Origin of the sequence: Novosphingobium aquimarinum (assembly GCF_009746585.1) — a bacterium.
Classification (GTDB): Bacteria; Pseudomonadota; Alphaproteobacteria; order Sphingomonadales; family Sphingomonadaceae; genus Novosphingobium; species Novosphingobium aquimarinum.
On record NZ_WRPO01000003.1, the window covers coordinates 93,603 to 111,015 of the forward strand.

At 65.5% G+C, this 17,413-nt stretch carries 17 protein-coding genes and 1 tRNA gene; 5 read left to right on the plus strand and 13 right to left on the minus strand.

Translation table 11 applies throughout. The features are described from left to right. Positions 1 to 303: 303 nt before the first annotated feature. From nusG to GQO94_RS04490, 4 genes are all read right to left on the minus strand, one after another. Positions 304 to 840, minus strand: coding sequence for a transcription termination/antitermination protein NusG (gene nusG / locus GQO94_RS04475; RefSeq protein WP_156839963.1), 537 nt, complete (start codon positions 838 to 840; stop codon positions 304 to 306). Positions 841 to 899: 59 nt separating this feature from the next. After that, the gene (secE, locus tag GQO94_RS04480) at positions 900 to 1,094 is read right to left on the minus strand and encodes a preprotein translocase subunit SecE (protein ID WP_156839964.1); all 195 of its coding nucleotides are present in this window, start codon (positions 1,092 to 1,094) and stop codon (positions 900 to 902) included. 115 nt (positions 1,095 to 1,209) lie between these two features. Further along, positions 1,210 to 2,691, minus strand: a complete 1,482-nt coding sequence (locus tag GQO94_RS04485) for a hypothetical protein (RefSeq protein WP_156839965.1) — start codon at positions 2,689 to 2,691, stop codon at positions 1,210 to 1,212. Between the two features lie 32 nt (positions 2,692 to 2,723). After that, positions 2,724 to 2,799 (minus strand) — tRNA-Trp (locus GQO94_RS04490). Between the two features lie 42 nt (positions 2,800 to 2,841). Here GQO94_RS04490 and aat point away from each other — a divergent pair. After that, positions 2,842 to 3,648, plus strand: coding sequence for a leucyl/phenylalanyl-tRNA--protein transferase (gene aat, locus GQO94_RS04495; protein WP_198045792.1), 807 nt, complete (start codon positions 2,842 to 2,844; stop codon positions 3,646 to 3,648). On the opposite strand, the gene GQO94_RS04500 is transcribed toward aat, so the two are convergent. The 4 genes from GQO94_RS04500 to GQO94_RS04515 all read right to left on the minus strand — a co-directional run bounded on the left by GQO94_RS04500 (position 3,558) and on the right by GQO94_RS04515 (position 5,690). Further along, complete coding sequence (locus GQO94_RS04500) at positions 3,558 to 4,094, minus strand: DUF2155 domain-containing protein (RefSeq protein ID WP_156839968.1); 537 nt, start codon at positions 4,092 to 4,094, stop codon at positions 3,558 to 3,560. The two genes, aat and GQO94_RS04500, sit on opposite strands and share 91 nt — an antisense overlap. A gap of 20 nt (positions 4,095 to 4,114) precedes the next feature. After that, complete coding sequence (locus GQO94_RS04505) at positions 4,115 to 4,522, minus strand: NADH:ubiquinone oxidoreductase subunit NDUFA12 (RefSeq protein ID WP_156839969.1); 408 nt, start codon at positions 4,520 to 4,522, stop codon at positions 4,115 to 4,117. A gap of 77 nt (positions 4,523 to 4,599) precedes the next feature. Next, complete coding sequence (locus tag GQO94_RS04510) at positions 4,600 to 5,142, minus strand: DUF192 domain-containing protein (protein WP_156840182.1); 543 nt, start codon at positions 5,140 to 5,142, stop codon at positions 4,600 to 4,602. Continuing rightward, entirely contained in the window at positions 5,142 to 5,690 is a 549-nt protein-coding gene (locus GQO94_RS04515) for a regulatory protein RecX (RefSeq protein ID WP_156839970.1), read from the minus strand. Before GQO94_RS04515 ends, GQO94_RS04510 begins: the two co-directional genes overlap by 1 nt. A 147-nt stretch (positions 5,691 to 5,837) precedes the next feature. Here GQO94_RS04515 and GQO94_RS04520 point away from each other — a divergent pair, with 147 nt between their 5' ends. Further along, positions 5,838 to 7,598 carry a fatty acyl-AMP ligase gene (locus GQO94_RS04520; protein ID WP_156839971.1) on the plus strand — a complete coding sequence of 587 codons (1,761 nt, stop codon included), beginning with the start codon at positions 5,838 to 5,840 and terminating at the stop codon, positions 7,596 to 7,598. Positions 7,599 to 7,648: 50 nt separating this feature from the next. Here the strand turns inward: GQO94_RS04520 and GQO94_RS04525 are convergent, their stop codons facing one another. The 4 genes from GQO94_RS04525 to GQO94_RS04540 form a co-directional block, all read right to left on the minus strand. Then, positions 7,649 to 8,089, minus strand: coding sequence for a DUF2721 domain-containing protein (locus GQO94_RS04525; RefSeq protein WP_156839972.1), 441 nt, complete (start codon positions 8,087 to 8,089; stop codon positions 7,649 to 7,651). Positions 8,090 to 8,114: 25 nt separating this feature from the next. Then, positions 8,115 to 8,927 (minus strand): class I mannose-6-phosphate isomerase, encoded by an 813-nt coding sequence (locus GQO94_RS04530; RefSeq protein ID WP_156839974.1) that lies wholly within the window; start codon positions 8,925 to 8,927, stop codon positions 8,115 to 8,117. 10 nt (positions 8,928 to 8,937) lie between these two features. Next, on the minus strand, positions 8,938 to 9,975 hold the full coding sequence (locus tag GQO94_RS04535) for a mannose-1-phosphate guanylyltransferase (protein ID WP_156839975.1): 1,038 nt from the start codon (positions 9,973 to 9,975) through the stop codon (positions 8,938 to 8,940). A 64-nt stretch (positions 9,976 to 10,039) separates the two neighbouring features. Further along, entirely contained in the window at positions 10,040 to 10,786 is a 747-nt protein-coding gene (locus GQO94_RS04540) for a TonB family protein (protein ID WP_156839977.1), read from the minus strand. A 417-nt stretch (positions 10,787 to 11,203) separates the two neighbouring features. On the opposite strand from GQO94_RS04540, the gene GQO94_RS04545 reads away from it, so the two are divergent. Beyond that, positions 11,204 to 13,729: a TonB-dependent receptor gene (locus tag GQO94_RS04545; protein ID WP_156840183.1), complete on the plus strand. Its 2,526-nt coding sequence runs from the start codon at positions 11,204 to 11,206 to the stop codon at positions 13,727 to 13,729. A 54-nt stretch (positions 13,730 to 13,783) separates the two neighbouring features. Here the strand turns inward: GQO94_RS04545 and GQO94_RS04550 are convergent, their stop codons facing one another. Continuing rightward, the gene (locus tag GQO94_RS04550; RefSeq protein WP_156839978.1) at positions 13,784 to 15,178 is read right to left on the minus strand and encodes a helix-turn-helix domain-containing protein; all 1,395 of its coding nucleotides are present in this window, start codon (positions 15,176 to 15,178) and stop codon (positions 13,784 to 13,786) included. Between the two features lie 143 nt (positions 15,179 to 15,321). Between GQO94_RS04550 and GQO94_RS04555 the strand changes: the two genes are divergently transcribed. Both GQO94_RS04555 and GQO94_RS20750 read left to right on the plus strand, forming a co-directional pair. After that, positions 15,322 to 16,914: an isocitrate lyase gene (locus tag GQO94_RS04555; RefSeq protein WP_156839980.1), complete on the plus strand. Its 1,593-nt coding sequence runs from the start codon at positions 15,322 to 15,324 to the stop codon at positions 16,912 to 16,914. Between the two features lie 141 nt (positions 16,915 to 17,055). After that, complete coding sequence (locus GQO94_RS20750) at positions 17,056 to 17,232, plus strand: hypothetical protein (RefSeq protein WP_198045793.1); 177 nt, start codon at positions 17,056 to 17,058, stop codon at positions 17,230 to 17,232. The last annotated feature ends 181 nt before the right edge of the window (positions 17,233 to 17,413 follow it).

The window sequence follows — 17,413 nt, forward strand, 5'->3', positions numbered from 1 at the left end:
TCGGGCGATCCGATCTCTGTCATCACCGTGGCAGCCGGGGTCGAATTTGAATGAGCACGGCATTTACGCCACCGACAGCGATGCCAGCATTCGCTGTCATGACGGGCGGGTTGGCGATGGGTGGCGCGGGGCCTTCGACAGGCTCAGGCTGAGCGGGTTAGGGCGATAAATGCCGCGGCTGAGGACGCGAAACGCCTGCCGCGTGCGCCTTCGCTGCCGGATGCCTGATCCGCAGCACCGCCCCCGCTCGGCCTGAGCCTGTCGAAGGCCAGGCACCGCGCGGGCGGGCAAGCAGCCCGAAGGTTACTTCGAGAGTTCGACTTGCTCGAAGTCCAGTTCGACCGGCGTGGCGCGGCCGAAGATCGAGACCGAGACCTTGACCTTGCTCTTGTCGAAATCGAGTTCCTCGACGATGCCGTTGAAGCTCGCGAAGGGCCCGTCGAGCACTTTGACCGAATCGCCGATCTCGTAATCGATGTTGATCTGCTTCTTGGGCGCGGAAGCGGCGGCTTCGGCGGCGCCGAAGTAGCGCGCGGCGTCCGATTCACTGATCGGCTGCGGCTTGTTGTTGGAGCCCAGGAAGCCGGTCACCTTGGGGGTGTTCTTGACGAGGTGGTAGACGTCGTCGTTCAGCGTCAGCTTGGCGAGCACGTAGCCGGGCATCGTCTTGCGCTCGACCTGGACCTTCTTGCCGCGCTTGACCTCGGTCACCGTCTCGGCCGGGACTTCGACTTCCTCGACGAGCTGCGACAGGCCGATGCGCTCGGCCTCGGCGAGAATCGCTTCCTTCACCTTGTTCTCGAAGCCGGAATAAGCGTGAATGATGTACCAGCGGGCCATGTCGTCTTCTACCTTGCGTGCCTAAAAGCCTGCGCTTGCGCGCGGAAATCTCGAACCGGTCAGATCAGCGTGAGCAGCCACTGCACGATCATGCCGAACAGCGAATCGATGCCGAGGAAAAACACCGCGAGGATCACCATCATGATCCCGACGAAGATCGCCGTGGTCACCGTTTCCTGGCGGCTGGGCCAGTGGATCTTCGATGCCTCGGTGCGGACCTGGCGCAGGAACTCACCGGGATTCGTCTTGGCCATGTTTCGCGTCTTTCGCCTTGGACCGTTTCACGTCGCTTCCGCCTAGGGCTCATCGCCGTCCCGGCCGGGGCCGGGAGGGGCTTCGAGGATCCTTCTGTCGGAAGAGTTGCGCGAATTAGCGCTCTTGCGCCGGATTTGCAAGCCGGGCGAGGAACGAGTTGGGCGTGGCGTAAAGGACGCGCGCGCCATCGGGAAGCGCGACCGGGTGGACGGTGCCGATGAACCAGAGGTAGTCGGCATGGCGCGCGGGGCGGAATTTGCGCAAGTCGATCTTCTGGCCGGGCGAATACATCACCCGCTGCATCGGATCGGCGAACCAGAACCGGGTGTCGCGCATCGAGAGCATGTGCACGTCGGGCAGCGCGAAGTTCGAGTTCTCCTTGGCGCTGTTGCGCACCACCGCATAGCTGCCGAGATGCTCGAATGGGCCGAAGCGCCACTGCTGGCGCGGGATCGCCACCGCGGTCGCCACGCGGGCGCCTTCGGGCACGTAATCGAGCGCGCCGAGCATGCGCTGCGACGTCTGCCCGTCCTGGTACCAGACGCCGGTGGTGACGGCGAGGCGGCCGAGGAACAGCGCCGCGGCGAGCGCCAGGCCCCAGCGCGGCACTCGCCAGTCGATCGCGAGGCAGGCAAGCAGCAGCGCGGTCGTCGCCAGGCGATAGTCGGCATAGTCGCCACCGAAGATGTTGCGCGGCATCGCCAGCGTGAGGCCGAACACGAGCAGCGCCGCCCAGCCGAGGCGACCGTCGATCCGGCGCTTCCACAAGGCCCAGACGAGCACGGCGACGACCGCGATCAGGCTGGCGATGTCGAGCGTCTGGAAGTGGCTGCGCATCGACTTGTAGAGGATCATCCACTTGTAGCTAAGGACGTAGTGCCCGTAGCCCATCTTGGTGTTGCTCCCCATGCCGAGCAGCATCGGCACCATCGGGAAGATCAGCGGCCAGGGCGCGAGAAACGCGGTCCAGTCGCGCCGGCGATGCCATTCGTAGCCGAACACCATGATGCCCAGCACGCCCCAGCCCGAGACGTGGCAGATCCACACCACGAAGCTGGCGGGAATGAACACCAGCGGGCGCCAGGCCCTGCCCTCCAGCTTCACCCAGCCGGCAAAGGCGAACAGCGCGAGCGCGAGCGACAGCGAGAAATTGAGGAACCCGAGCAGCAGTGAAGGCGACCAGATCATCGAGAAGGCCAGCACCGCGCCGAGGCTGACATAGCCGCGTAGCGCCTTGGCGACGGTGACGATGCCCAGCCCCGTCAGCAGCGGGATCAGCACCACGACGAGCCGCGAGGCGCTCTCGATGCCGAACAGCGCGGCCAGGGGCACCACCAGCAGCTCGGCGCCGAGGTTGCCCGTCCAGTGCCAGGCGAAGTCGTAGTAGCGCGCCAGCCAGGGATCGCTCGCGTGCTCGAGCATGATGCGAAACCCCGCGAGGTGCGAGGGGTAGTCCGTCATCTGCGGCGAAGACGCGACGAGCACCGGCAGGCACGCCAGCAGCGACAGCGCCAGACCCAGCCACAAGCCATCGCTCCGGTGCCGGAACTGGAAGCGGGCTTTCTCGCTGATTTCGGGCTGGGCCGAACCGTGCATGGAGGCTCAGGTTCTCGAACGGGGCGGGAAATTGGCAGGAGTGGCAGGATTCGAACCCGCGGCCCTCGGTTTTGGAGACCGATGCTCTACCAACTGAGCTACACTCCTGCAGGCGCCGGTGCCTCTAGAGGCAGATGCGGCGGAATACAAGTGAAGCCGTACATCATATTCGAGCGCCGCGCGATTTGCTACAGCCAGCCGATGCACGCCCCCGCGACTCTGCCGCCGATCGAGCCGCAACTGCTCATGCTCGCGTATCGCAGCGGGATCTTTCCGATGTCCGACCGCCGCGACGACCCGGACATCTTCTGGATCGAGCCGCGAATCCGCGCGATCCTGCCGCTGGACGGGTTCCATCTGTCCCGCTCGCTGGCGCGCACGCTGCGGCGCGGGCGCTATCGCGTCACCTGCAACCACGCGTTCTCGGCAGTGATGGAGGCCTGCGCCGCACCGCGCGAAGGGGAAAGCGAAAGCTGGATCAGCCACCGCATCCAGGACAGCTACGAACGGCTCAACGCGCTCGGCCATGCCCATTCGATCGAGTGCTGGGCCGATTCGCCCGACGGCGGCGAGCGGCTCGTGGGCGGGCTCTACGGCGTGCAGTTCGACCGGGCCTTTTGCGGCGAGAGCATGTTCTCGCGCGCTAGCGATGCCTCGAAAGTGGCGCTGGCCTGGCTGGTCGCGGCGCTGCGCGAAGGCGGGGCAAGCGTGCTCGACTGCCAGTTCATGACCGAACACCTCTCCTCGCTCGGAGCCACCGAGATCAGCCAGAAACGCTACCTCGGGCTGCTGCGCGCGGCGCAGGACGACACGTTAGCAAGCGCCGGGAAAGGCGCGCGGCGCGATCCGCTGCCGCTGCCCGAGGCTTATGCTTCGCTTTTGTCGGAGGCATCGTCGGAGGGGCTATCCTCTTCGCCAGGAAAGCTCATCGCGCAGCGCTTGACCCAGACGTCGTAGATCGGGTGCTCGACAACGTTGAGCGCCGGCGACTTGGCAAAGAGCCAACCCGAAAAGACTTTGTGCCAGGCCAGCTCTTCCTGAACGTTGGCGCGTTCCTCCACGAAGACCTGGACGAAGGCGCCTTCTTCCTCGGGCCGTTCCCACGGCGCGGTCTTCTCGCAAGCCGCCATGCGCACCACGAGATTGCCGAGACGGCGCGATTCGCCGGGCTTCATCTCGAGGTCCTGCTCGAGATTGTTGCGCTTGTTGAGCACGCCGATCGTGGCGACGCGGTCCTTCATCGGCGTGCCGACGGTTTCGCCCTTGGCTGCAGGCGGCGCCTTGACGGCGGGCGCGATCGCGGTGGGCACGCCGGTATCCTCGGGCGCGGGTTCGGGCGGCTCGCCGCCGCAGCCCGACAGGATCGCGGCCAGCGCGAGTACGGCTACGCCGCCGGTCCGCATTCGCCGCAAGCCCACGCTGGTCAGGCGTCCGGAGACCAGGCTTCGTAGTCGCCGGTCGCGCTCGCGCGCTGACCGCCGCGATCGAGCGCGCCCTTAGGCAGGTAGGCACCGGCCGTGCCGGTCGCGTTGGGCGTGTAGTCGACTTCCCAGATCCGGGGCGGCGGCAAGTGGCTTTCGGGCACGCCGTCGTAGCTGTGGTGCAGCCAGCCGTGCCACTCGCCGGGAACGTTGCTGGCGTCGTTGGCGCCCGCATAGATCACCCAGCGGCGTTCATAGCCTTCGGTCGTGGTGATCTTGTCGCTCTTGGAGCGATAGTACTTGTTGCCCTGCGCGTCGGTGCCGACGTGCTCGCCGTTACGCGAGCTCCAGAGCGACGTGCCGATCGTGGCGCCGTCCCACCAGGTGAAGATCTTGCCGAGAATTCCCATGCCCCGCGCGTTAGCCGGGTTCCGGCCTCATGCCAAGCCGGTCCGACACGGCAACCCCATGGTCATTTGGCCCATGCTCATTCGCCGGGCGCGGTCCATGTGACCAGATCGCCCGGCTTGATCCCCAGTTCCGCCGCGCGGCCGCCGTTCAGTTCGAGCACGGCGCCGGTCAGCCCCTCGGCCTTGAGCTGGCTCTCGTCATACGGCACCGCGTTCGCCGCGATGTTGATCACGCGGCCGTCGGGTCCGACGAACAAGAGATCGAGCGGGATCACGGTGTTGCGCATCCAGAAACTGGCGACGCGCGGCGGCGACATCGGGAAGATCATGCCCTCGTCCGGCCCCATCGCGGTGCGGAACATCAGCCCCTTGGCTTGCTCGGCGGGCGTGCGCGCCAGTTCGACGCGGAAGGTGTGGACCTTGTTGCCCGAACGGATCGTGAGCGGGACGACCTTCAGTCCGGATTCGGGATGGACCGCTACTTGCGTGGTTTCCGCCGGTGACGAATTTGCCGCGGCGTTGCCGCTCGCATTCGAAGAACAGGCGGCCAGCGCGAGAGCCAGCAGGCAGGCAGTGGCGGGAAGGCACTTGCGGGGCAGGCGCTTGGCGTACAGGCGCATCATTCGTCTCCGTCGGCAGACTCGGCCCATTCTTCGAGCGCGAGCGGATCGGTCGCATCGACGATTTCGCGCGCAATGTCGAGCGCGTGGCCGGCGCGCAGCATCGCCGCGAGCTGTTTTTCGCGAATCGCGCGATCGACTGCCGCGCGTCCCCATGGACCGAAGCGGCGGCGCTGCGCCAGCGCCAGTGCCGCCCGACGCGCCGCGCCGGCCCCGGGCGCCACATCCTCGCGCACTTCGGCTTCGATCCCGGCGGCATGGAGCGCCTGGGAGACGCGCCGTCCGCCATAGCCACGGCGCAGGAGGCTGCCCGCCTTCATGCGCGCCCATGCCTCATCGTCGACGTATCCGGCTTCGGCGAAGCGCTCGCACAGCGCATCCGGGCGCGGCGCAAGTTCGCCCTCCCAGCCGCGCTCGCGCAACTTGCGCCGCAGATAATCTTCGAGTTTCGCTCGCGTCGTCGCGAACTTGGCGACATAGGCGAGCGCCAGTTCCTCGAGCTTGGCCTCGGTGAGCGGCTTGGGGGTGGGGCGTGGAGTGCGAACCATCTGCCCTATTCGTGCCACACTCGGCATCGATTGGGGAGAGTTAGGAAAAGAGGGTGAACGCAATGTCAAAGTCCGGTTCAGGAAAGCACGAATAGACCGGGACGGGTTACGCGGGTAAAAACGAACAATAACAACGGATTATTGCGAATGACCGACACCTTGAAGCTGGTGCCGAACACGGCCGGGCCTCTCGTCGCGACGCCTAATGGCGATACGCTCCCCCGACGCATGGCGGACTTCGCGACCTTCGGCGAGGCACTGGATTATGCCGCGCGGGGAAAACGCGGGTTCAATTTTCACGATCCGCGCGGCGCGCTGCAGCGGGTCTATCCCTATTCGGAATTGCGCGAGGACGCGCTGGCGATCGCTTATGCGCTCATCGCGCGCGGCGTGCGCAAGGACGACCGGATCGCGTTGATCGCCGAGACCGGTGCCGATTTCGCCGCGCTGTTCTGCGGCGCGATCTATGCCGGCGCCTGGCCGGTGCCGCTGCCGTTGCCGACCAGCTTCGGCGGTCGCGACAACTATATCGAGCAGCTTTCGGTTCAGCTCGCGAGCTCCGATCCGGTGCTGCTCGTCGGGCCGGACGAGATCGCCGCGCTGACGACCGCCGCGGCCGAACGCCAGGGCTGCAAGCACGCCACCTGGGCGGATTTCGCCGCGCGCGACGCCGCGCCTTGCGATCTGCCCGAGGCACAGCCCGACGACATCTGCTACCTCCAGTATTCCAGCGGTTCGACGCGGTTTCCGCACGGGGTCGCGGTCACCCACCGCTCGCTGCTGTCGAACCTCGCCAGCCATAGCCACGGCATGCAGCTGGAAGATGGCGATCGCTGCATCTCCTGGCTGCCCTGGTACCACGACATGGGGCTGGTCGGCTGCTTCCTCTCGCTGATCGCCAATCAGGTTTCGGGCGACTACTTGCGCACCGAGGACTTCGCGCGCCGCCCCTTGGCGTGGCTCGACCTGATCACGCGCAACGAGGGCACCTCGATCTCCTATTCGCCGACGTTCGGCTACGACATCTGCGCGCGCCGCATTTCCAGCCAGAGCCCGGTTACCGACCGGTTCGACTTGTCGCGCTGGCGGCTCGCGGGCAACGGCGCCGACATGATCCGGCCCGACGTGATGCAGAACTTCGTCAACGCCTTTGCCGATGCCGGCTTCAAGGCGAGCGCCTTCCTGCCGAGCTATGGCCTCGCCGAAGCGACGCTGGCGGTCACGATCATGCCGCCGGGCGAAGGCATTCGCGTCGAGCTGGTCGAGGAAGAGCGGCTTTCGGGCCGCCCGCGCGACTTGTCGCGCCCTGCCCGCTACCGCGCGATCGTCAATTGCGGCAAGCCGGTGCGCGACATGACCGTCGAAATCCGCGGCGAGAACGGCAAGCGCCTCAAGGATCACCAGATCGGCAAAGTCTGGTGCCAGGGCCAGAGCGTGATGCACTCCTACTTCCGCGACCCCGAAGCGACCGCGGAATGCATGGTCGACGGTTGGCTCGACACCGGTGACATGGGCTACATGGTCGATGGCTACTTGTTCATCGTCGGCCGCGCCAAGGACATGATCATCATCAACGGCAAGAACCACTGGCCGCAGGACATCGAATGGGCGGTGGAGCAGCTTCCCGGCTTCAACCATGGCGACATCGCCGCGTTCTCGATCGAAATGGACAATGGCGAGGAAACGCCCGCGGTTCTGGTGCATTGCCGCGTCTCCGATCCCGACAAGCGGCTCGCGCTGCGCGACCAGATCCGCGACAAGGTGCGTTCGATAACCGGCATGAACTGCGTGGTCGAACTGATCCCGCCCAAGAGCCTGCCGCGCACCAGCTCGGGCAAGCTCAGCCGCGCCAAGGCCAAGAAGCTCTACCTTTCGGGCGAGATCGAACCGATCAAGCTGGCCGCCTGATAGCAATCCGAGGACCGGGGGCACGGAGACAGCGCGCCCGGTCCTCAGCCCTATATGTCGCGTTCGAGCTCGAGCAGATCGCGTGGAATGCGCAGCGCTGCGGCCGAAATCCGCGTCTCGCGCAGGAACAGCACCAGCCCGACCATCAGCAAGGCGAGCGCGATCAGGAAGGTCGCAGCGGCGGGAAGCTGCAGCGGCACATGCGCCATTTCCTCCACGAACAGGAAACCCACGGTCAGGCCGATGAACAGGCCGCTCGTGACGAGAAGCCGGATCGCGCGCGTCACGAGGCCGATGCGGGCATCGACGAGACGGATCTCCTGAACCACCACGTCATGCTCGGTGCCGCTGGTGGTCGTGTGCCGTTCCTGCAGCGTGCGCGCGCGATCGACGATGCGGCTGAGCCGCGTCGACAGCAAATTGAGGATGTTGCCGATCGCCACCAGCATGAACACTGGCGCCAGCGCGAGCTGAATGGTTTGCGCAATCATGCGCGGGGGCTCCTGCTCGTGACGTTCAACCGGCGAGCGGCCGTGCCAGCAGGCAGACGCCGTACTGCGCGAATTCGACCTCATCGAGCGACATCGCCAGCGCGCAGCCGCCCGGCGCGACTTCGGCGCCCGCGACGTGGACGGGTCCCTCGCGGGGGATCACCAGCAGCCGACCGTCGTAGCGGGCCGCGACGTCGGGCCACGGTACGCCTTCGACCTGATCGAGCCGGAACAGCGGGCCATCGACCAGCACGTGACTGCCGTTCGCCGGTATGTGCTGACGGCAGCCGTCGGGATAGGCCTCGCCGTGCGCGACCGCGACACCGTCTTCCAGATGAAGCTCGCGCGGGCGGCCGTAGTCGTAGAGGCGGTAGGTGATGTCGCTGTTCTGCTGCACTTCGATCAGGCTCACGCCCGCGCCGATCGCGTGGACGGTGCCGGCGGGAATGTAGAAGAAATCGCCCGGCCGCACCGAGTGCCAGGTCATGAGCTGCTCGATGCTGCCGTCGGTCGCCGCCGCGCGCATCGCCTCGGCCGAAAGCGAGGCATCGAAGCCGATACCGAGCTTCGCATCGGACTCGGCATCGATGATCAGCCAGCATTCTTCCTTGCCCTGCTTGCCGAGCCCCGCCGCGACGGTTTCGGCGTCCGACGGGTGCACTTGCACCGACAGCGCCTCGCTGGTGAAGATGTACTTGACCAGCAGCTGGGGCAGTTCGGGCGGCGGCTCGAACCAGATTTCGCCGATCCGCTCTCCGGCCGGGGCCGTGAACGGCGCGGGCAGCACGTCGCGCCCCCAGGGCTTGGCGACCTGACGCGTGGGGAGGCTCGCGCTCATCGTTTCGTCCTCACTGGTTCACCGCGCCTGAAAGCTTGCCGACCTTCTGCGCGCCGGCGGCGGTGGTGATCATCACGTCGTTGCCGTCGATCACCACGATCACGTCTTCGAGGCCGATCACCGAGATGCGCGGCCCGTCGCTGTCGACCAGGACATTGCGGCAATCGACCAGCTCGACCGGCCCGCGCGCGAAATTGCCCGAGCCGTCGCGCTCCATCGCCGCGTGCAGCGCGACCCAGTTGCCAATGTCGGACCAGTTCATGTCGGCGGGCACCATCGCCGCACGCTGGGTGTTCTCCATCACCGCGTAATCGACCGAATCGCTTTCCACTTCGGAGAACAGCTTGGCATCGGGATGGAACGAGCGGCCATCGCTCTTGCCGGCCTCGACCGCAGCTTGCACCGCCTTGAGGATGCCGGGCCGGTGAGTGCCCAGTTCGCCCAGGAAATCGCCGACTCGAAACGCGAAGATACCCCCGTTCCAGGCGTATCCGCCTTCGGCCAGGAATTGCCGTGCGCGGTCCAGATCCGGTTTTTCGACGAAGCGCGCGGTGCGATAGCCCTTGGTGCCGATCGCCTCGCCGCGCTTGAGGTAGCCGAAGCCGGTCTCCGGTTCGGTCGCCTCGATCCCGAAGGAGACGAGCCAGCCGTCTCCGGCCAGCTCGGCTGCGGCGCAAGCGGCCCTGGCGAAAGCGTCCGCATCGCCGATGTGATGATCGCTCGGGCAGACCAGCATCACGGCGTCCTCGGGCAGCCTCAGCGCCGCCAGCGCGATCGCCGCGGCGGTGTTGCGCGCCGCCGGCTCGACGATGATCTGCGCGCCCTCCACAGCCCCCAGCTGCGCCTCGACATGATCGAGATGGCGAGTCCCCGTCACCACCACCGGCGGGGCGAAGCCGCCGCTCCTCGGGCACCGCGATAACGTCGCTTCGAACAAGGTCTTGTCGCCGACCAGCGGCAGGAAGGGCTTGGGTTTCGCCGCCCGACTACGTGGCCACAGCCGCGTGCCGCTGCCGCCGCAAAGGATCACCGGAACGATCGGGTTCATAGAGCACTTGCCTCATGAGAGTCGCTGCGGGACAGCCCCGCTTCGATGGCTTTGGCGTTGATAGTCAATTCTGCCCTGCGGTAAACCAGCGTTGCCGCCAGCCGAAGGTCGACCGCACCGGTTGGCCCGCCGCATCTTTGGCCGGACGGAAGCGGAACCGATCGCTGGCGAGACGACAGGTAATCCGGTCGGCTTCGGGATCGGGGCTGGCGCGCACAATCCGACAATCCTCGACCCGGCCATCGGTTCCCACGGTCAGCGCAATCACGACATCGCTGCCGATCCTTCGATCGCGACTGGCGCGGGGATAATCGCGCGCGGAATTGATACTGCCGGCGATCTTGACCGCCTTGGCCGCGACGCCGCCCCCGCCGGTGCCGTTGCCTGCTCGGCCGGCCCCGGTGCCGTCGCCCTCGCCGCCCGCGCCGGTTCCACTGCCTTGCGCGGCGGCGCCCGCATCGTCGTCATTGCCTTTCGCCGCGACCGGCGGCGCCTTGGGCTGCGCCAGGACGACTTTGGCTTCGGGAGCGGCGACTTCCTTGGGCCTGGCCCGGCGTCCCGGTGGTGCGGCTTCGGCTTCGGGTTCCGGCGCGGCCTTGCTCGGCGACGGTTTCGGACTGGGCTCGGGGGTCGGTGGCGGCGTCGTGACAGTCACCGTCAGCGCGCGACCGACATCTTGCGCGATGCGCGCGGCGAAATCCGGCGTGAAGGCGCGAATCAGCAAAACGATGACGACCACGTGAAGCAGGCCGACCACGACCGCGACGCCCACTTTCCTGCTTTTCCCGACCGCGTCGTATCGCTCCGGCATGGTGTCGCTATGCCACCATCCGCGCGGCTTTGACAGGCTCCGGACCTGCACGCATGCATGGTGCAGTGACGATACTTGGGGAGATCGTCCTATCCCAATCCCCATCGAAGCTTTTGTGACGATCCTCAGTCGGGCGTCGTGCCTTCATCGCCTTCGGCACTCGCGGTTTTCGCGATCGAGGTTCGGGATCCGGGCTTTTTCGGGATCCCGGGCTTTACGGGCCGGTAAGGTGCGCAATGCTACGGGCAACAATGCTCTGGGGTAGGATGGGTTGAAATTCGTGACTGGGCGATCGCATCCCGCACCCACGATCATCTAAAATCCTTTGGCTTATGAGACTGTGGCGCGAGGCGCCGAGGATGCGTCCGCTCTGCATCGACAAGAACCACAAACATGGAGCGAAGAGAGAAGAGAGTGATGCTGGCGAGAGGGCTGAAGACCGGACGGCTTGTGGGCGTCGCGCTCACCGGTATCACCGCGTTCGCCACACCGGCTGCGGCGCAGCAGACGGTCGACATCGACGACATCATCGTCACCGCGCGTCGGACCGAAGAACGTCTGCAGGACGTGCCGATCGCGATCACCGTCTACAACCAGAAACAGCTGCAACAGCGCAATATCGCGGTCGCTTCCGATCTCGCGACCTATGCGCCAGCGCTTACCGTCGACCAGCGCTTCGGCCCGGAAAAGGCGGCCTTCGCGATCCGCGGCTTCGTTCAGGAAGGCCCGACGGCGCCGACCGTGGGAGTCTACTTCGCTGATGCTGTCGGCGTACGCGCGGCGGGCGGCACCACCTCGGGTAATACCGTGGGCGCGGGCTCGTTTACCGATCTGCAGAACGTCCAGGTGCTCAAGGGGCCGACGGGAACGCTGTTCGGCCGCAACACCACCGGCGGCGCAGTGCTGCTGGTGCCGCAAAAGCCGACGTATGACCTCGGCGGCTATGTCGAAGGCACTTACGGCAACTACGGTCAGAAGCGCGTCCAGGCAGCGTTCAATGCGCCGTTGTCCGACACCTTCCGCATTCGCCTGGCGACCGACATCAATCGCCGCGACGGGTACATGAAGAACCGCGCCGGTGTCGGCCCCGATGCCTACAACGACATTCACTACGATTACGTCCGGTTCAGCATGGTCGCGGATCTGACGCCCAGGCTCGAAAACTATACGATCGCGACTTACAGTAACTCGAAGACGAACGGCTACGCATCGCGCTACATCGCCTGCGATCGCAACGCGTCACCGGTGAATTTCATCCGCTTTGCGACGGCGACGGCCGCCTGCGACCAGATCGATCGTCAAGCCGCTCGCGGAGATGGTCCCTACGACGTCGAAGTGAGCGCGCTCGATCCCGAAATCCATCTGCGCACCTGGCAAATCATCAACACGACGACCTGGCAGGCGAGCGACACGCTGACGGTCAAGAACATCGCGAGCTACGGTGAGTTCGCCGAAGACGCCGCGTTCCAGCTCTTCAGCGACAACTTCTTCATCTCCGACAAGCTGGCGGCGCTGCCGATTCCCGGCCTGGCCCCGGCCGGCACCCCCTTCGGCTACATTCAACTCGACGCCCAGCCGGGCTACAACGCAGCCGACCAGTCGGCGATCACCGAAGAGCTCCAGATCCGGTTTCGAAGCGCCGACGGCACGTTCAACGGCGTGCTGGGCGGCTATCTTGAATTCGCTCGTCCGCTGGGATGGAACCAGCAACGCACCGGGGTCTTTGCGGACTGCGACGATCCCGGCACGCTGGATTGCACCACTCCGCTCGGCTTCGGCGTGATCTCGCAATCGCGCACCAAGTTCGATTTCGACAATCACGGCATCTTCGCCCAGGGCACGGTCAATTTCACCGACCGGCTCGCGCTCACGCTCGGCGGACGCTGGACCTTCGATAAAATCGTCGGTCGTTCCGAGAGTGCGAACTATACCCTGGTGACCATTCCCGGGCTCGGGGTGGTTCCGGTGTCGATCACGTGCAACGATCCGCTGACCAATCCCAACGTCAACATCGCTGCCCTGCCCTTCGGTGACGGCAGCGGCGATCTCGGCCAGTGCCGCACCAGGATCGCCAACACCTCGAACGCGCCGACCTGGCTGATCGACCTCGACTTCAAGCCGACGCCCGATGTCCTGCTCTATGCGAAGTATGCGCGGGGCTATCGTCAAGGCGGCATCAACTTCACCGTTCCCGGGATCGAAACTTGGGATCCGGAAAAGGTCGACGCTTTCGAAATCGGCGCGAAAGCGTCGTTCCGCGGCGGACGCTTCAATGGCTATCTGGACGTGGCCGCGTTCTACAACGACTTCACCGATCAGCAGGTTTTCGCCCAGGCGATCCCGAAGCCGGAGTTCCAGCGACTGCTCGTGGGCGGCAATGCCATCATCAATGCCGGGAGCACCACGCTGAAGGGCATCGAGGTCGATGCCTCAGTGACCGCAATCGACATCTTCACCGTATCGGCGGGCTACGCCTACCTCGATACCAAGATCAAGAATCTGACCATTCCGGAGCTGGCGCCGGACGCCCCGTTCCTCGATCCGATCCCGCGCGGAGCGGTCGGCGATCCGCTGCTGCTTTCGCCTAAGCACCGGCTCACGCTGACCGGCCGGGTCGCCTTGCCCGTTCCAGACGAGTTCGGCGACATCGGCTTTGGCGCGACCTACACTTACACCTCCGAGCAGTTCAACGACACGACCGTGATCGGCACGCCGCTCGAAACCGTTGGCCGCATTGCCCCGAGCCATCTGCTCAATCTCAACTTCGACTGGACGCGCGTTTTCGACAGTCCGTTCGACGTGTCCCTCTTCGCGACGAACGTGACCAATGAGCTGGTCGAAGTCAGCAATGGCCGCGGCTATGCGAGTTCGGGGATTGCGGACAAGGTCTACGGTCCGCCGCGGATGGTCGGCGTGCGTTTGAAGTTCAACTTCGGCGCCTGATCGGCCGCTCTTGAAGGCCTGCTGCTGCCAATCCCCTCCCGCTCTCGCGAGCGATCAGGTCTCTGCAAACGCATAAGGCTGCAACGATCGGCGCGTGTCGTCGGACAGGATTTCGCGGCCGATGGGCGGGGCCGAGCGCGCCACGCATTCGGCGCGATTGCACAGCCGGCAGGTCACACCAATCGGCGTGAACGCGTCCTCGCCCGGGTTCGGATCGGCATAGATCAGTTTATGCGCCTCCTCGGCGGCACAAGCGATCGCGACCGCGCGCATCACGCCCGGCTGCCCGAAGCCGCCGCCGCCCGAGATGACCGTGCGGGCGATCGAGAAGAAGCGCGCACCGTCGGGCAGTTCCAGCCACTGGGTCACGATCCGGCCCGGCGAGCGGAAGGCGGAATGGACGTTCCATAAGGGGCAGCCACCGCCGCGCGCGACGTAGGGAAAACCCGCCCCGTCGCTGCGTTTGGACACGTTGCCGGCCTCGTCGACGCGCACGAAGAAGAACGGAACCTGCTCGCGCCCCTCGCGGTTCAGCGTCGTCAGGCGATGCGCGACTTGTTCGAAGCTGGCGCCGAATACGCGGCTGAGCGCGACGATGTCGTAGCGCCGTTCTTCGACCGCGCGCACGAACCGACCGTAGGGCATGACCAGGGCTCCGGCCGCGTTCGCCGCAAGCGCGCGCTTGGCGAGTGTTTCGGCGGTCTGGCTGCCAAAGCCTTCCTCGCGCACGATCTCGGCGATGGTCGAGCGAAGCCGCGAATGCACAATGTGCGTGGCCAGCTGGAACGAGCGGCTCGCCGCATCGAGCGTGTCGACGATCAGCAGTTGCTGGTTGTGCCGATCGAAGCGCCGCAGCGAATCGAGCATGACCTCGGGCGGGAGATAGCGCACGCGCACGCCCTGGGCCGCGAGCCAGGACTTCGCCCCGCCCTCGCTGGCGATCTCGGTTGCGAGCGCCTCGGCCAGCGTATCGAGCGCGTCGAAATAGTTGCGGTTGCGGGCGAGGAAGTGCTGCACTTCGAGAACGGGGTCGTTGTCCTCGGACGCGCTTCCGGAGAGCCGGGTCTCCGCCAGAGCGCGATGTTCTCGCTCGTACGCGCTGTGCAGGCGCAACAGCGCTTCCGATACGCCGGGAAAGCTCATCGCGAGATCAGAAATCTCGAGCGGGGGCAGATCGATGCCCGAGAAAATCGGATCGCGCAGCATCTCCGAGATGCGCCTGGCGTATGCATCGCCGTCGTCGGAAGCGATGTCCTGGATATCGAGGCCGTAGGTCTTCGCGAGGCGCAGCAGCATGTCCGCGGTCACCGGACGCTGGTTGCGTTCGAGCAGTGCGACGTAGCTCGCCGAAATGCCGAGATCGTCCGCCATGACTTGTTGCGTTAGCCCCAATTCGCGGCGCAACCGCCGCAGACGGGGCCCAAGATACAGCGGACGAGCTTCAGCCATGCCGCATCTTGTCACAATCCAACAACTTTACAAGGAATTGTTGTAAAGCTTTACAGCTCTACCTCGCACGGCCTTCCGGTGCGCGATCGACCGGCATAGATCCGGGTCACTGACACCAACGCCTCGCCAAGGAAATTCGTGAAGTGACCTATAGCCAAGCCATTACCGACGCCGGCCGCACGATCGGCACCGAACCAAACTGGAACGGCATCGAGGCCGAATCGGTCGCGCGCATGCGGCTGCAGAACCGCTTCCGCACCGGGCTCGACATCGCGCGCTACACCGCGAAGATCATGCGCGAGGACATGGCCGCTTACGATGCCGATCCTGTGAACTACACCCAGTCGCTCGGCTGCTGGCACGGCTTCATCGGCCAGCAGAAGATGATCTCCATCAAGAAGCACTTCGGCACCACCAAGGGCCGTTACCTCTACCTTTCGGGCTGGATGGTCGCGGCGCTGCGCAGCGAGTTCGGCCCCCTGCCCGATCAGTCGATGCACGAGAAGACCTCGGTGCCTGCACTGATCGAGGAGCTCTACACCTTTCTGCGTCAGGCGGACGCGCGCGAGCTGGGCGGTCTGTTCCGCGACCTCGACGTCGCCAAGGCGGCGGGCGATGCGGTCAACACCCATCGCCTGCTGCACAAGATCGACGCCTACCAGACGCACATCGTGCCGATCATCGCCGATATCGACGCGGGCTTCGGCAATGCGGAAGCGACCTACCTGCTGGCCAAGAAGTTCATCGAGGCGGGCGCCTGCTGCATCCAGATCGAGAACCAGGTTTCGGACGAGAAGCAGTGCGGCCACCAGGACGGCAAGGTCACCGTGCCGCACGAGGACTTCATCGCCAAGATCCGCGCGGTTCGCTACGCCTTCATGGAGCTCGGCGTCGATGACGGCGTGATCGTCGCGCGCACGGACTCGCTCGGCGCGGGGCTGACCAAGCAGATCGCCTTCACCCGCGAAGCCGGCGACATCGGCGACCAGTACAACGCCTTCCTCGATTGCGACGAGGTCGATCCGGCCCATCTCGGCCACGGCGACGTACTGATCAGCCGCGACGGCAAGCTGATGCGTCCCAAGCGCCTGCCCTCGAACCTTTACCAGTTCCGCCAGGGAACCGGCGAGGATCGCTGCGTGCTCGACTGCATCCATGCGCTGCAGAACGGCGCGGACCTGCTGTGGATCGAGACCGAAAAGCCGCACATCGGCCAAATCGGCGGCATGGTGCGCCGCATTCGCGAAGTGATGCCCAACGCCAAGCTCGTCTACAACAACAGCCCGAGCTTCAACTGGACGCTGAACTTCCGCCAACAGGTCTACGACGCTTGGGCCGAAGCGGGCCGCGACATGAGCGAATACGATCGTTCGACGCTGATGAGCGTGGACTACGATCGCACCGATCTGGCGATGGAAGCCGACGAGCGGATCCGCACTTTCCAGAAGGACGCGGCGCGCGAGGCGGGCATCTTCCACCACCTGATCACCCTGCCGACCTACCACACCGCGGCGCTGAGCACCGACAACCTCGCCAAGCGCTACTTCGGTGAGGAAGGCATGCTCGGCTACGTCAAGCACGTCCAGCGCGAGGAAATCCGCCAGGGCATCGCCTGCGTGAAGCACCAGAACATGGCCGGCTCCGACATCGGCGACGACCACAAGGAATACTTCGCCGGCGAAGCCGCACTCAAGGCGGGCGGCGCGCACAACACGATGAACCAGTTCGCCGCCTGAGGCGGCTGGGGGAACCAGTTCGCCGCCTGAGGCGGCTGGGGGAACCAGTTCGCCGCCTGAGGCGGTTGGGGGAACCAGTTCGCCGCGTGAAGCGAAGCGAGGGAATGGGCCGATGGCCCTCGACAAGGAAAGGACGTTGAAATGACCACTGCGACTGCAACTGCCGAACCGACCCGCGCGCGGGCCGTGCTTTCGAACGAAGACTTCAAGCTGCTGCAGGAAGCCTGCCTGTTCTATCTCAAGGCGCACGAGGACGATCCGATCTCGTCCAAGTATTCTGCGCTCTATCACCGTCTTGGCAGCGCCATCCGGCGCTGACTGAACGCCCGGCGCCATCCCGCGCAGGGACGGGCTTTTCCGGCGCGCGCCGCGACCCAACAACGCGACGCGCGACCGGAAATACCGAAACCGCTTTCCTGGGGAGGAAAGTCGTGGCTCGTCGCGTGCCCCCTGAAGGCGCGCGGCGAGCCACTTCACTTTGGAACAGGGTGGCACTGAG